This is a genomic window from Clostridium bornimense, from assembly GCF_018917145.1.
GTDB classification, from domain to species: domain Bacteria; phylum Bacillota; class Clostridia; order Clostridiales; family Clostridiaceae; genus Clostridium_AN; species Clostridium_AN bornimense_A.
In genome coordinates, this window is record NZ_JAHLOD010000028.1 from 26062 (window position 1) to 41196 (window position 15135).

At 28.9% G+C, this 15135-nt stretch carries 10 protein-coding genes and 2 rRNA genes; 1 reads left to right on the plus strand and 11 read right to left on the minus strand.

What is annotated here, in order from left to right; genetic code table 11:
* Positions 1-318: 318 nt before the first annotated feature.
* Positions 319-1173, minus strand: a complete 855-nt coding sequence (locus KQI30_RS10695) for a Cof-type HAD-IIB family hydrolase (protein WP_216463306.1) — start codon at positions 1171-1173, stop codon at positions 319-321.
* A gap of 137 nt (positions 1174-1310) precedes the next feature.
* Between KQI30_RS10695 and KQI30_RS10700 the strand changes: the two genes are divergently transcribed.
* On the plus strand, positions 1311-2621 hold the full coding sequence (locus tag KQI30_RS10700; protein ID WP_216463308.1) for a hemolysin family protein: 1311 nt from the start codon (positions 1311-1313) through the stop codon (positions 2619-2621).
* Positions 2622-2986: 365 nt separating this feature from the next.
* Here the strand turns inward: KQI30_RS10700 and KQI30_RS10705 are convergent, their stop codons facing one another.
* The 10 genes from KQI30_RS10705 to KQI30_RS10750 form a co-directional block, all read right to left on the minus strand.
* The gene (locus tag KQI30_RS10705) at positions 2987-3868 is read right to left on the minus strand and encodes a sensor histidine kinase (protein WP_216463310.1); all 882 of its coding nucleotides are present in this window, start codon (positions 3866-3868) and stop codon (positions 2987-2989) included.
* A gap of 119 nt (positions 3869-3987) precedes the next feature.
* The gene (locus KQI30_RS10710) at positions 3988-4875 is read right to left on the minus strand and encodes an ABC transporter permease subunit (RefSeq protein ID WP_216463312.1); all 888 of its coding nucleotides are present in this window, start codon (positions 4873-4875) and stop codon (positions 3988-3990) included.
* Complete coding sequence (locus KQI30_RS10715) at positions 4868-5791, minus strand: ABC transporter ATP-binding protein (protein ID WP_216463316.1); 924 nt, start codon at positions 5789-5791, stop codon at positions 4868-4870. Before KQI30_RS10715 ends, KQI30_RS10710 begins: the two co-directional genes overlap by 8 nt.
* Positions 5792-5875: 84 nt before the next feature.
* Complete coding sequence (locus KQI30_RS10720) at positions 5876-6571, minus strand: response regulator transcription factor (protein ID WP_216463324.1); 696 nt, start codon at positions 6569-6571, stop codon at positions 5876-5878.
* A gap of 117 nt (positions 6572-6688) precedes the next feature.
* Positions 6689-7462 (minus strand): YdcF family protein, encoded by a 774-nt coding sequence (locus KQI30_RS10725; RefSeq protein ID WP_216463317.1) that lies wholly within the window; start codon positions 7460-7462, stop codon positions 6689-6691.
* A 21-nt stretch (positions 7463-7483) separates the two neighbouring features.
* Entirely contained in the window at positions 7484-9445 is a 1962-nt protein-coding gene (locus tag KQI30_RS10730; RefSeq protein ID WP_216463319.1) for a PAS domain-containing sensor histidine kinase, read from the minus strand.
* Positions 9446-9507: 62 nt separating this feature from the next.
* Positions 9508-11367: a GGDEF domain-containing protein gene (locus tag KQI30_RS10735; RefSeq protein ID WP_216463320.1), complete on the minus strand. Its 1860-nt coding sequence runs from the start codon at positions 11365-11367 to the stop codon at positions 9508-9510.
* A gap of 44 nt (positions 11368-11411) precedes the next feature.
* The gene (locus KQI30_RS10740) at positions 11412-13223 is read right to left on the minus strand and encodes a diguanylate cyclase domain-containing protein (RefSeq protein ID WP_216463321.1); all 1812 of its coding nucleotides are present in this window, start codon (positions 13221-13223) and stop codon (positions 11412-11414) included.
* Between the two features lie 160 nt (positions 13224-13383).
* A 5S ribosomal RNA gene (rrf, locus tag KQI30_RS10745) occupies positions 13384-13501 on the minus strand.
* Between the two features lie 54 nt (positions 13502-13555).
* Positions 13556-15135, minus strand: a 23S ribosomal RNA gene (locus tag KQI30_RS10750); the annotation flags it as partial.

Below are 15135 nucleotides of genomic sequence, written 5' to 3' on the forward strand. Positions count from 1 at the left end.
CTATGCTATATTATAAATATTTTTTTGTATATTTTGTATCTTTTTGTCGTAAATGAGCTTTTTTCAATCCTGAACGTAATATTTTCCTATCTAAAATGAAAAAATATTATACTTTTCTATGTATTTTTAAATAATTACTTAATTTAAAAATTACTTTTATCTTTTAAAATGTTCTCTATATTATGAAAATACACCTTAAATGAAATATATTATAAATTTCACCTAAGATGTATTACATAAATCTATTTTAAAACTTTAAATTTTTTATTAATTCTTTCTATTCTTCAATTCTCTAACTAATAATAACAATTTATTTTACTAATTAATTATCTTATAAATTGCCTTAGCAACTCCATCATTATAATTAGTATCTGTTATATACTTTGCTATTTCCTTTATTTCATCAATAGCATTTCCCATGGCAAAAGATATAGGGAATTCTTTAAACATAGAATAATCATTAAAACTATCTCCAAGAACTACAACTTCTTCTTTTTTCATTCCTAATTTCTTAGCAACTTTAGATAAAATAAGTCCCTTCTGTGCTTCTATATTATTTATCTCTATGTTTCTTTTAAAACTTCCTGACACTGCAATTCCTTTAATGTCACTTAATTCCTTTTTAACCTTATTAGTAGTTTCTTCACTATCATAAAACGCAACAAATTTTGCTATTTCTACATCACTATTAAAAAACTCATCTAAATCTTCAATATAATTTAATTCTGTATATTCTGGATGGTCAACTGCTATTTTTAATGCCTCTTCAAAAGATATATTCATAAAAATTTCAAGCATATGTGCAGTATCTTCTAATGCTTGCTCTTTTGTCTCTGTAGTCCACATACCTTTATTTGTATATATTTGAAGCGCTACACCTTTCTTATTTACCTTATCGATAACTTCTCTAGCTTTGATTTTATCTATATATACCTTTTCTATTATACTTCCATCATAATCACGATACTCTGCACCATTCATAACTACACATTGGCAACGTAATCCTGATTCCTTCAAAAATGGTTCCACATCTTCATATTTTCTTCCTGTTACTATAGCAAAATTTATTCCTTTCTCTTCTGCCATTTTTATAGCCTTTAAATTTTCTTCTGATATTTTATGATCATTTCCAAGTAAAGTTCCATCCATATCTGATGCAATAAGCTTTATCATATATACTCCTCACCTTCTTTAGTAAATTTATTTATCTTATTATAATATATCATAAATTAAGTTTATTATTTTATCTACTTTTATTACATTTTATGGTATAATCAATTTATTATTTAATTAAAAGAGGTGTATTAAAAATGGAAACAGATCCTAGTTCGACGAGTAATATATTTGCACAATTACTTTTAGTTACTGTATTAACATTAATTAATGCTTTTTTTGCATCAGCAGAAATGGCTATCGTATCAGTAAACAAACATAAATTAAAACTTCTAGCTAATGATGGCAATAAAAAAGCACAACTACTGTTAAATCTTACTGAAGATCCAAGCAAATTATTAGCTACAATACAAGTAGGAATAACTTTAGCAGGATTTTTTTCTAGTGCTTCCGCTGCTACAGGAATATCAACTCATTTATCAAAAATTCTAAAATCTATAAATATTCCTTATAGTGATCAAATCTCTCTAATTGGTATAACAATAATTTTATCTTATATCACATTAGTATTTGGAGAGTTATATCCAAAAAGAATTGCTCTTAGAAATGCGGAATCTTTAGCAATGTTTTCTGTAAAACCAATAATGATAGTCTCTACTATAGCTTCACCATTTGTAAAATTTCTTTCCTTATCAACTAACTTTCTAGTTAAAATTACTGGGATAGAAAAAAATGCTGTAGAAGATAGCGTCTCTCGTGAAGAACTTCGTTCTTTTGTTGAAGTTGGACAAGAGCAAGGTGTTATTAATGAGACAGAAATGGATATGATTAATAGTATCATAGAATTTGATGATAAAATGGCAAAAGAAATTATGACTCCTAGTACTGAGACATTTTCTATTGACATTAATATTCCTATCAAAGAATTCATTGATAAATTGTTAGAAGAGCAATATTCAAGAATACCAGTTTACTCAAATGATCTTGATAACATTATTGGTATTGTTTATCTGAAAGATATATTTGAAGCTGCATACCATTATGGATTTGATAAAATAGACTTAGAGAAAATAATGAGGAAACCTTATTTTGTTCCAGAAACAAAAAATATTGATGTTCTTTTTAAAGAATTGCAAGATTCAAAACAACATATGTCTATATTAGTAGACGAATATGGTGGTTTTTCTGGAATTGTAACCATCGAAGATATTATAGAAGAAGTTATGGGAAATATAGACGATGAATTTGACATCGAAAATCATTACTTCTCTAAAATCGATAATAATACCTTCATTGTTGACGGGTTACTCTCTCTTGTGGATTTAAATAACTACCTCGATATAAATATAAAATCAGATATTTCTGATACTGTAGGTGGATTCCTTATCAACGAAATTGGTGAAATACCAAAACCTAATGAAGATATTACTATTGAATATAATAATGTCATATTTAAAGTAGAAGAAGTTGATGAAAAACGAATAAAGAAAGTTAGAATTTCTATATAGAATTTAAAAATGCTTTCGCATTAACGATTAAATTTCGTATGCGAAAGCCTTTTTCAGTGCACAGTGATGTTGGAAATTCCTACGGAATTTCTTGAATTTTAAGTATTATGTTATTAGTTTGTTATAAAGATTTATTTTATAATTAAAATGGAGAATATAATACAATGTTACATAAAACTGCTATAATACATAAGCCATATGAAAATTTAAATTTTCATTGCGTACTTAACACATTCTAGCCGTCCGCAGGACTTATAATATTTTCCCCTCAGGGGAAAATTAACCTTCACTATTCACCATTCACTCTTACTTATTCACTTAAAAAGATGAACTGAGACACAATATTTATTGCATCTCAGTCCTTTCTATTTATTCCATAATATATTTATTATTAGTTTTCCATCTTCCAACGATGCTTCAATTTTATGTCCCATTTCTTCTATTAAAGCTTTCACAATAGATAATCCTAATCCTGTACTATTATCACTTCTTGATGAATCACCAGTATAAAATCTATTGAAAATTTTCTCTACATCTTCTTTATTTAAATCTGGTGCATCATTAATAAATGTTGTTACTACAAACTTTTCTTCATCTTTTACTATAAACTGTACTTCTCCACTATTATATTTTAATATATTATTTATAAGATTAGAAAAAATTCTATTTACTGACTCTACATCTGCAATAACCTTAGAAACCTTTTCATCAATAACTACTTTTGGTTCTATATTTGCCTCTAAAAAATTATCATAAAATAATGCTAAGACTTCACAAAATATTTCCTTGATATCTACTAATTTTAAATCCATTTTATACTCATTACACTCTATTCTTGATAAGTCATAAAAAGAATTTATAAGGTTACTTAAATTTTCTGTTCTCTTTTTTATTATCTTTAGATATCTATTTTTATCTATATCTTTGACACTATCACTTTCAATAAGCTGTATATATCCCATTATAGAAGTAAGAGGAGTTCTTAGATCATGAGCCATGCTAGCAATGCTTTCCTTAAGATTTTCATCATTTTCCTTAACCCTTAAGTTCGACTCATGATTTTTTTTATATAAATTATTAATTTCCATCGCTAAATTTTCTATTTCTTTATTTATAGAAGATATTCTTACTGGAGTTAAATAGCCATTACTATTCCTTATCTGATTGCTCATATTTTTAATTTCTCTTTTATACCCAATAATAATGACTAACAAAATCAATATTATTAATAATAATATAAGATTCATCTTTTCCTCCCATAATTGAAAATTTAAACTTTCAAAATTATTCTCTAAATGCAATATATAAAACTATTATACTTAAGTGTTGTTATTTTAAAATTTTAAAAGCATCTAAATTAACATACTTATTTTATATCTTGTTTATTAATTACACAAACTCCCGCAAAAATTGCTATAACTGAGGTAACTATTGAAACCAATACTGCTCTTAATAAATTTCCATTAGTGGCAATAGGACTCACTACCGTTGCCCAAGTATATGCCGGAATAAGTTTTAAAATATTATCTAGCCATCCATATATTCCGTATATTATTCCTAAAAACATTGGTACTACAGAAAATAATACAATTCCTATTCCAATAGTTGATCCGTTACTTTTTAACACTGTTGCTAATAATACCATAAGAGATGTAACAGCTATTGTGGCTAATGATGCTGATCCAAATACTTTTAAAATTCCTAGGACTTCACCAAAATCAAAAGTTTCGCCCCATCCTTCAAATATGCATATTCCTACTGTAGATACTGAAACTAAAATTGCTAATAACACAATTACACCAATAGAAATTGCTAATACTTTTCCAATATAATATTTATATCTCTTTACACCATAAGCTAATGTATTTTTAATCGTTCCCTTTGAATATTCTTTTGCCACCATAGCACCTACCAATACGGCAATAAATATCTCTATAATACCATTGCCAAAAGATTGATAAAATACTTCCTTTCCTGTAGGATGAAATGGATCTTCCCCAGAAATGGTCATACCCATATTTGATGATAACCTTATTTCTGTATCTTGTTCTGAAACTGATTGCATTTGTTGCTCAAAAGCTTGTTTTTCTGATTCTGACATTTCCTTCGTAATAGAATCAATAAATCCTTCACTACTCATTAACTTTGTCATTCCTATAGTAAAAAAAGATACCAATAATATAATCAAACATAATACTTTGAAAGTTGTGTTTTTCTTTAATTTAAATAACTCTGCCTTTAATATTCTAAGCATTTTCTCCACCCCCAATTTTACTTAAGAAATATTCTTCTAAGTTCTGACCTTTTAAAAATATTCTTTCTACTATAATTCCATTGGTAGCTAAAATACTATTTATTTCACCAGATTTATCTAAATGACTATAGACTTTTATTAAATTATTTGGTAATACTTCATATTCCATTATTCCTATCTTCTCTTCTAAAATCACTACAGCTTCTTTAGTATCATTAACTACTAACTCTATATATTGTCTACATTTTTCATTTAACTCTTTTGCTGTAATCTCTTCTATGAGATTACCATTATTTATAATACCATAACAAGTAGCTAATTCTGATAACTCCCCTAGTATATGACTAGAAATTAATATTGTTATATCTTTTTCCTTATTAATCTTTTTTAATAACTCTCTAATTTCTACTATGCTTACTGGGTCTAACCCATTTACAGGTTCATCTAAAATTAATAATTTAGGATTACCAAGAAGAGCATTTGCTATTCCTAGTCTTTGTCTCATACCAAGAGAAAAATTCTTTACTTTTTTCTTTCCTGTATCGCTTAGACCTACTAAATCTAAAACATCATCTATTTCTTTTTTATCTGGAATACCTCTTACTAATCTTGAAACTTCTAAATTTTCTCTAGCTGTCATTGATCCATAAAATGTTGGAGTTTCTACAAGACTTCCTATCATCTTTCTTGATTTATCTAAATCAGATTCACTTGTTGCACCTAATAATTCTATTTCTCCACTAGTTTTGTGAATTAAACCAACTATCATTCTTATTAATGTAGTTTTACCAGCTCCATTTTTACCTATAAATCCATATATGTCGCCTCTACGTATTGTCATATCTACATTATTAACTGCAACTTGACTTCCATATACCTTTGAAAGTTTAGTTGTTTTTAAGACTACTTCTTTCATCGTTTTCCCTCCTCAACCTTATAACTAAATTATAAATATAAACATATAAGACCAATTAAAGAAAACATTAAGAAAATCTTAAGTTTATTCCTTAAGCTTAAATCCTATCCCCCATACAGTTTGTATATATTCTGTATCCTTATCAACACTATTTATTTTAGATCTTAAATTGCTCATATGCACATTCACTGTATTGTCATCACCTAAAAACTCACTTTTCCAGACACTTTCAAAAATATTAGCCCTAGTAAATACCTTCTTCGGATTAGTAAGTAATAATTCCAAAATACTATATTCTCTTAAAGTTAAATTTATCAATTTGTTATTTACATATACCTCATGAGATTCTCTATTTAAATATAAATTTTTATATGTAATATTATCGCTATTACTTATATTGGTAGAAAACTTAGTATATCTTCTAAGTTGTGCCTCAACTCTAGCTACTACTTCTTCAATATCAAAAGGCTTGGCTATAAAATCATCAGCTCCTAATCTTAGAACATTTATTTTATCTTCCTTAGAAGTTTTTGCTGAAATAACTATTATAGGCATAACCTTTATTCTTCTTATTTCTTCTATAAGATTTTCTCCACTTATCCCAGGCAACATTAAATCTAGCAATATTAAATCATAATCATTATTACTTAGCAAAAGCTTACCTTCACTGCCTGAATAAGCCTTTGTCACTTCATAACTCTCTCTCATTAAAATATCACTTAAAAGATCATTTATATCTGGATCATCTTCTATTATCAATACCCTATTATTCATAATAATTGCCTCCATACACTCATTACATATAAATTATACCATAATCACCCTATTTCTTTTTTAAGAATACAAAGGAGTTGGCACTAGAGCAAACTTCTATTTGTTAGTACCAACTCCTTTTTCTTAATATCCAAATACTATCGTTTTAATAACAGCAAAAAATTCTCGTATATAAAAGTTTACAGCTAATACTCTATGTCCAGGTGAAGGATATCCTAAACATTTAAAGCCAGCATCTTTTGCTAACATTTTCGCTCTATACATATGAAAATTATTTGTAATAACAGTTATGGTAATATTCTTTTTATCACCAATTTCTTTGATTTTTCTTTTAGAAAACTTAAAATTCTCATATGTGTTCGTTGATTTGTTTTCTTCTATTATTAATTTTTCATCAACACCCTTAGTAACAAGATAATTCTTCATTGCTTCTGCCTCAGATAAATCTTCATCGGGTCCCTGTCCCCCTGATACTATAATAGGTACTTCAGAATATAACTTATTGTATTCCACTGCTGAATCTAATCTACATCTTAATGCTGTAGTAATCCTACTACCTCTAAGCCCTGCTCCTAACACTATGACATAATCTGATTTTCCTTTATCTTGTACAAAACCATTGTATATTATTATACCTTCTACAAATACAAAAATGGCTATACAAATAACAACAAAAATACATACACCTCTTCTAATTATTTCAGGAAATTTACTAAATAAACTTACCTTTTTATCTGTAGGAATACTATTATAAATAATAAGTATCACTCCACCAATAAGAAAAGTTTCTGAAAAAGCTATTTTCCCATAAAAAAATCTTAAAATTAAATAATATATTACAAATATACTTCCTATCAATATAAGTAACTTATTTGTCAACTTTATTTTTCCTTTCATATAATCCCCCATATAAATCCATTAATAAAGTTCATATATATCTGAAAATTCAATATTAACTTTATCTATTGGTTTACTATCTAAACTTACATTTCTTTCTTGATGTTCATCTCCAGTATATTTAACATTAGGAAGCTTAATTATAAATTCACTTCCCTCTCCTTCTTTTGATTTCAAACTTATCTTTCCATTATGTAATTCTACAAGGGATTTAGTTAATGCTAGACCTATTCCACTTCCTTCGTTTCTTCTATTAAGTGACTTATCTACCTGTACAAATCGTTCAAAAATAACCTCTTTTACTTCTTCAGGAATTCCTATTCCATCATCTTTTATACTTATAGTCACAAACTTTTCATCTGCATCTAAAAATACAAATATGTTACCTCCTCTATCTGTAAATTTAACAGCATTTGATAATAAATTCAATATAACACGTTCAATGCTATCTGTATCACATTTTATTTCTAATTCTTCAATATAAGTATCAAAAATTATATTTATATCTTTTTCTTCAACATACGGAATTACAGATAAAGCTATATTCTCTACTAAATTTACAATATCATAATTCATAAAGTTCATATTCATAACTCCTGAATCTAATTTAGCTATGTCAACCAAATTATTACATAATCTTATCATACGATAACAGTTTTGCTTTATTGTAAATTCATATTTATTATACATACTTATAAATCGTTCTTCATTATCATTAGAATTTTGTAACAATTGAATACAGGAATATATAATATTTATTGGGGTTCTAAGTTCATGTGATATATTAGCCAAAAACTGTATCCTTATCTTTTCCAGTTCTTTAATTTCATTATATTGCTTCTCTAATTTCTTTATCTTATCTCTAAAAGCATAATCTCTAGCTACAATAATTTTTTCCACTGAATCATATTTACTTATACTTTCATTAACTATGGTTTCTGTTACAAATGTACTATAATCCTTACATATCCATCTGTGCTCTACAAACTTTATTTCACCATTTTCATCACTTATTACCTCTCGTTCACTTTCAATAAAATCATAAATTTTTCTTCCTAAAACCTCTTCTTTTTTATATCCAAGTTTTGACTCTACAACACCATTTATATAACTTATCTCTTCATCTTTTGTTACAGTTATTATCATCTCTTTAACATTTTCATTTATAGTATAAAAAAGAGATTCATTCCTTTTAGCCTCATTATATAGCTTTTCCTCATTTCTTACACTTCTTACAACATCCGCACACAATCCTATAAATAACATTATAAATCCTATAAAAGTTATAAAATTACACTGCATTATTAGGTCTTCTATTTCAACAAATTTTGTTATATATAAAAACCTACGCATTATTAGAATTCCAATACTTGATGTAAAAATAGCATAAATTAATCTATTTTTTCTCAAAGCCATCTTGTACAATCTATATAATAGATAATAATAATAAATAATAGTTATAAAACCTATATACTTATCAACTTCTGCATATACTTTTCCATATGTTATACTAACTTTTATATCGACTATCATCACTAATACAGATATTATTACATATATTATAGAAAATAACAATTTATTTTTTTCAATTTTATATATAAGTACCTTGTTACTCCTAATTGCAATTGACATCAATGCTATTCTAACAATAAAAGTAAATAAAACATGTATACCTTCAATATTAGCTATTCTTGTAGCATTTAATATAACATATTCCATCCATATCGATAAATATATAAATATTAATACAAAGAGTTCTGCTTCTTTATACACATAATAATATAATAAACAAGCACTTATAGCTATTACCCCTACTACAATATTTACGCCATCAATATCTCCTAAAAGATCTAGTTTCCCTACATTTTTATACTCCCAGAAAAATAACCTCATAATTATACTATATATATATATAATTGCCATGGCAAATATAATATTTATTAATTTTTGAGTTCTTTTTTCATATTCACTTATAGCATTCATTGCGTCCTCTTCCTTTGTTTAATAATAAAGTCTACAAAAATGACAATCACCGATCATAATTATCAACGACTATCTGCTGTATGTATATATTTATTTCTTCCATTATTTTTAGCTATGTATAAAGCCTCATCTGCAGATTTTATTAATTCTAGATAACTTTTAGCAGTTTTTTTTGTTGTTATTCCCATTGATACTGTTAATAAATCACTTATTTCTGAGTACTTATGTTCTATTTTAGCCTCTTTAACTTTTAATAATATTTTCTTAGCTATCTCTATTGATTCATCATAACCTATATCCTTAAGAATACATAAAAACTCTTCACCACCATATCTTATAGCTACCTTATTTCCATCATTACAAATACTATTTAAAATATTTCCTATACTTCTTAATACATCATCGCCTTTTAAATGCCCATAATTGTCATTATATTTCTTGAAAAAATCTACATCTATCATAATAACAGATAAAACTCTATCTCTATAATCCTTTTTAGCTTCTTCCATCAATTTATCTAAAAATCGTCTATTATATATCCCCGTAACACCATCTATATTACGTATACCTGATAAAGTTTCTCTTATAGATATTAATCTAGATATTTCCTCATTCTTTGTATTAATATCATATTCTCTAAGTAGTATTTCAGTATAAAGATTACTTTGCCTTTCATGCCATTCCTTTTTTAAACTTATATATTTCTTAAAAAATATACTAGCATTCTTTAAATCTCCTAACTTCTCATAATCCATAGATAACTTCTTATAATTATCCATTACATATCTATTACCTTTACTTATACTTTCTTTCAATAATAGATTATGAATTCTTATTGCCTCCTCATATTCCCCTAAGTAATACTTTATATCTCCCTTAATATTAAAAAAAGTATACTCCATATTTTTAAATAAAGGTCTATCTTTTATATTATTATATACATTCAACATTTCTTCAAATAACGGCGTAACATTTTTATCATTATCACCTTTGTGCATTAAATATAAAATTTTACTATTTAACAATACTAACTTACCATGTTCATTTTCTAAAGAATATGTTGTGTTAATTAACCCTTCCATTTCCTTAATTAAGTCAGATGCCTTTTTGAAATTGCCCATCGCTAAATAAGATTCAATAATGTTCTCATATATAACACACTTAGTAAAATTATCAATGCAATTGAACTTTGTTTCACTTAATAAAGGTATTAATACCTCTAACTTATTTTCTTCATTTCCTTTTATCCTGTAAGATTCTCCTAAAGCAATACGAATTTTAATTTCCAATTGTATGCTCTTTGTTTCTTCTGCAAACTTTAATGCTTGTGAAAGATAAAATATAGCACCAACAATATTATTGTATATATTATTGTATATATGTCCTATGATATAATAATACTTTCCATTATTTTTAATATCATTCTTTTTTATTACTTCACGTGCCTTATCTAAATATTTATCAATATCTTCATGAAATCTACTATCTTTTGATAATAACTCTAAGATTCTTAAATAGAAATCTAACAACTCATCTTTACTTTTTAACTTAATTAACTTTTCTTCCCCATTATTATACTTGTGAATAAAGTCTTTGCTATTGTAACAATAGAAATAACATTGTACTAAATATCCTTGTAAAATAGCATCATATTCTTCATCTACAACAGCACTTCTTTTCAATAATAATATAGATTTCTCAATCTCTTTTTTTGATATCATATCTTCCCTTAAGATTAAATCTATTAATGATATTAAAAAATAACCTTTTGATTGATTATATAATAATTCACCTTCTTCTAAACTATTTATATATTCAATAGTTAAACTTTTCATTTCATTTAATTCTTTAAATCTTATTGGATATATATCAAATTTTCTTACTTTCTCAATACAATTCTCTATAAATTTAATATCTACCATTATGCCACCCTAATCCCAATGATATTTTCTAAATATTTGATAACCTATTCCAGTCTTTTTCTTTTAGCCTTATATAATTCTTCATCAGCAATATTAATCATATTTATATAGTCATCCTTACTATTAATGATACCTTTTGTATCACCCATACTAATACTTATCCTATCACTAACTAAAGAAAACCTATGCTCTATATTCAGATTATATATCTCACTTTCAATCCTCCTTTTAACTTCTTTTAAATAATTAGAATCTTCATTATATGATATTATTAAGAACTCTTCTCCTCCATATCTTATAATTTTATCCTCATCAAGATTACAACACTTCTTAATAGTTCTTGCTACACTTTCTAAAACTTTATCACCCATTATATGTCCATAATTATCATTGTACTTTTTAAAATAATCTATATCCATCATCATTATAGATACATAATGCCTACCACTATGCTTTTCTAGTAAATTATTAAGATATGTTCTATTATATATCTTCGTAAGTCCATCTATATATATCTCTTTTTTCATCATTCCATTAATATCATATAGTTCTTTTATCTTCTCTTCTTTAGAATCCTTTTCAAAAACCTTATGCATATACTCAACATCCTGATATCTAGCTTCATTACTAAACAATTCATCATATTTTTTATAATACTCTAACGATTTATTATAATCTCCTATAGCTTCATAACTTTCAGCTAACTTCTCATATAAATTTAGTTCAAATAATGATCCCCATATCTTACTTATCTCTATAGTATCTCTATATACATCAATACCTTTTTTGTATTCCTCAAGTTTAAAATATATATCTCCTATCAACGTCCGTATATTATAATCAAAATGAGTAAATGCAAATGTTTTCTCATTGGCAAGATAAAGTTTTTCAGCTTTCCAAGCTTCTTCTAATGCTACTTCATAATTTTTGTCCCTTGTAAAACTTATCCTAGATCTTAAATAAAAAATCATAGCGTCCATACTATTTTTAATAAATTCACTAAGATTATCTATATTTTCCATAACATCTTTAAATAATCTATCTATGTTATCAAAATTTTCAGTATCTAAATAACATTCAATTAGTGTCATTGTTGATGAAGATCTCAAATTTATATTCATGATATTTTTGTATTCGATATTATAAACTAATGGTTCCAAATATCGTATGGCTTCTTTACTTTTATGCAATCCATCATAATAACTTGTACTTATATAATATAAAACAATACATTTAACTTCTACTAATTCATATTTTTCCCCTATTTTTAATGCCTTTAAAAAGCACTTCATTGCCTCTCTATAATCATCAAATATCTCTGTATATCTTGATCCTAAGATTATAAATAAATATCCATATTCCTTTTTTATATTTTCATTAAGAAAATCTCTCATCCTATCCATTTCTTTTCTAAATAAATCTCTATCAAAATCTTCATATTTGTTCTTTAATATATTTTGGATATGTATTATTAATGTTTCTTCTAATGTATATTTAAATTTAATTAAATTAAATGCTTTATCAAAATATTTTTTACTATTATGTATATCATTCTTCTTACTATATACAAGAGAAATAGAACTATAGGCTCTTGCTTGCCAAATCTCATCATTTATTGTCTTTGCTATGACAGCTACTTTTTCAAAACAATTTATAGCTTCTTCACCTTTCTCTAAAGATCTATATATCAATCCATTCAAATAATATATTTTTAATAATTCTTCTTCTTTATATTTACTTATATTTTTTATGCATTCTTCACATTGATTTTTTAAATTTCTAAGCTCATTTATATTTAATATAAACTTAGGTCTAACTTCTAACCCCTCTATATAATCATCTATATCTTTTATCATGTAACATCTCCAAATTAAAATACAATTTTAGCATTTTTTATTATTATACCATATTTTTAGTCGAAACTTGATGATATTTTGTATGGAAACTTTATATATTATAAATTTTTGAAACAAAAATAAAAAAGTCTTGAGAATATTCTCAAGACTTTTTTTCCTTACCTGGCAACATCCTACTCTCCCACACAGTCTCCCGTGCAGTACCATCGGCCCTCTGAGGCTTAACCATCGTGTTCGGTATGGGAACGGGTGTATCCCTTAGAGGCATCATCACCAGATTGAAGAACTTATTGTTCTTTCAAAATTGCATGCTACAATAAATTTTATATACATTGGACAAGCCCTCGACCTATTAGTATCAGTCAGCTAAATATGTTACCACACTTACACCTCTGACCTATCAACCTGGTAGTCTTCCAGGGGTCTTACTGACTTAACGTCATGGGAAATCTTATCTTGAGGTGGGCTTCACGCTTAGATGCTTTCAGCGTTTATCCCTTCCCGACATAGCTACCCAGCTGTGCTCCTGGCGGAACAACTGGTACACCAGAGGTCAGTCCATCCCGGTCCTCTCGTACTAAGGACAGCTCCTCTCAAATTTCCTACGCCCGCGACGGATAGGGACCGAACTGTCTCACGACGTTCTGAACCCAGCTCGCGTGCCGCTTTAATGGGCGAACAGCCCAACCCTTGGGACCTACTACAGCCCCAGGATGCGACGAGCCGACATCGAGGTGCCAAACCTCCCCGTCGATGTGGACTCTTGGGGGAGATCAGCCTGTTATCCCCGAGGTAGCTTTTATCCGTTGAGCGATGGCCCTCCCACGAGGAACCACCGGATCACTAAGCCCGACTTTCGTCCCTGCTCCACTTGTAAGTGTCGCAGTCAGGCTCCCTTCTGCCTTTGCACTCTTCGAACGATTTCCGACCGTTCTGAGGGAACCTTTGGGCGCCTCCGTTACTTTTTAGGAGGCGACCGCCCCAGTCAAACTGCCCACCTAACAATGTCCCGTGACCTGATTCAAGGCCTCCGGTTAGAAATTCAGTACTGTCAGGGTGGTATCCCAAGGGTGACTCCACACAGGCTGACGCCCATGTTTCCTAGTCTCCCACCTATCCTGTACAGACAATACCAAATCTCAATGCTAAGCTACAGTAAAGCTCTACGGGGTCTTTCCGTCCAATCGCGGGTAACCAGCATCTTCACTGGTACTACAATTTCGCCGGATTTGCAGTTGAGACAGTGCCCAAATCATTACGCCATTCGTGCGGGTCGGAACTTACCCGACAAGGAATTTCGCTACCTTAGGACCGTTATAGTTACGGCCGCCGTTTACTGGGGCTTAAGTTCACACCTTCGCTTGCGCTAAGTGATCCCCTTAACCTTCCAGCACCGGGCAGGCGTCAGCCCCTATACATCAGCTTTCGCTTTAGCAGAGACCTGTGTTTTTGCTAAACAGTTGCTTGGGCCTATTCTCTGCGGCCTACATTTCTGTAGGCACCCCTTCTCCCGAAGTTACGGGGTCAATTTGCCGAGTTCCTTAACTGCAATTCTTCCGCTGGCCTTAGGATTCTCTCCTCATCTACCTGTGTCGGTTTGCGGTACGGGTACCAAACTCCTCCTTAGAAGCTTTTCTTGGCAGCGTGGAATCAGGTACTTCGCTCATACGAGCTCCCCATCACACCTCAACTTAGTCTCCGGATTTGCCTAGAGACATGTCTAAGTGCTTAGACAGACATCCAATAGTCTGCACACCCTATCCTCCTGCGTCACTCCATCAGTAATAACGTCATTTGGTAGTATCGGAATATCAACCGATTGTCCATCACCTACGCCTTTCGGCCTCGGCTTAGGTCCCGACTAACCCTGGGCGGACGAGCCTTCCCCAGGAAACCTTAGATTTTCGGCCAT

Coding starts and splice junctions, on each gene's coding strand:
- KQI30_RS10710 (WP_216463312.1), bottom strand. CDS start 4,875: ATGCTTAGAATATTAAAGGCAGAGTTATTTAAATTAAAGAAAAACACA.
- KQI30_RS10735 (WP_216463320.1), bottom strand. CDS start 11,367: ATGGTAGATATTAAATTTATAGAGAATTGTATTGAGAAAGTAAGAAAA.
- KQI30_RS10740 (WP_216463321.1), bottom strand. CDS start 13,223: ATGATAAAAGATATAGATGATTATATAGAGGGGTTAGAAGTTAGACCT.
- KQI30_RS10725 (WP_216463317.1), bottom strand. CDS start 7,462: ATGAAAGGAAAAATAAAGTTGACAAATAAGTTACTTATATTGATAGGA.
- KQI30_RS10695 (WP_216463306.1), bottom strand. CDS start 1,173: ATGATAAAGCTTATTGCATCAGATATGGATGGAACTTTACTTGGAAAT.
- KQI30_RS10705 (WP_216463310.1), bottom strand. CDS start 3,868: ATGAATCTTATATTATTATTAATAATATTGATTTTGTTAGTCATTATT.
- KQI30_RS10700 (WP_216463308.1), top strand. CDS start 1,311: ATGGAAACAGATCCTAGTTCGACGAGTAATATATTTGCACAATTACTT.
- KQI30_RS10715 (WP_216463316.1), bottom strand. CDS start 5,791: ATGAAAGAAGTAGTCTTAAAAACAACTAAACTTTCAAAGGTATATGGA.
- KQI30_RS10730 (WP_216463319.1), bottom strand. CDS start 9,445: ATGAATGCTATAAGTGAATATGAAAAAAGAACTCAAAAATTAATAAAT.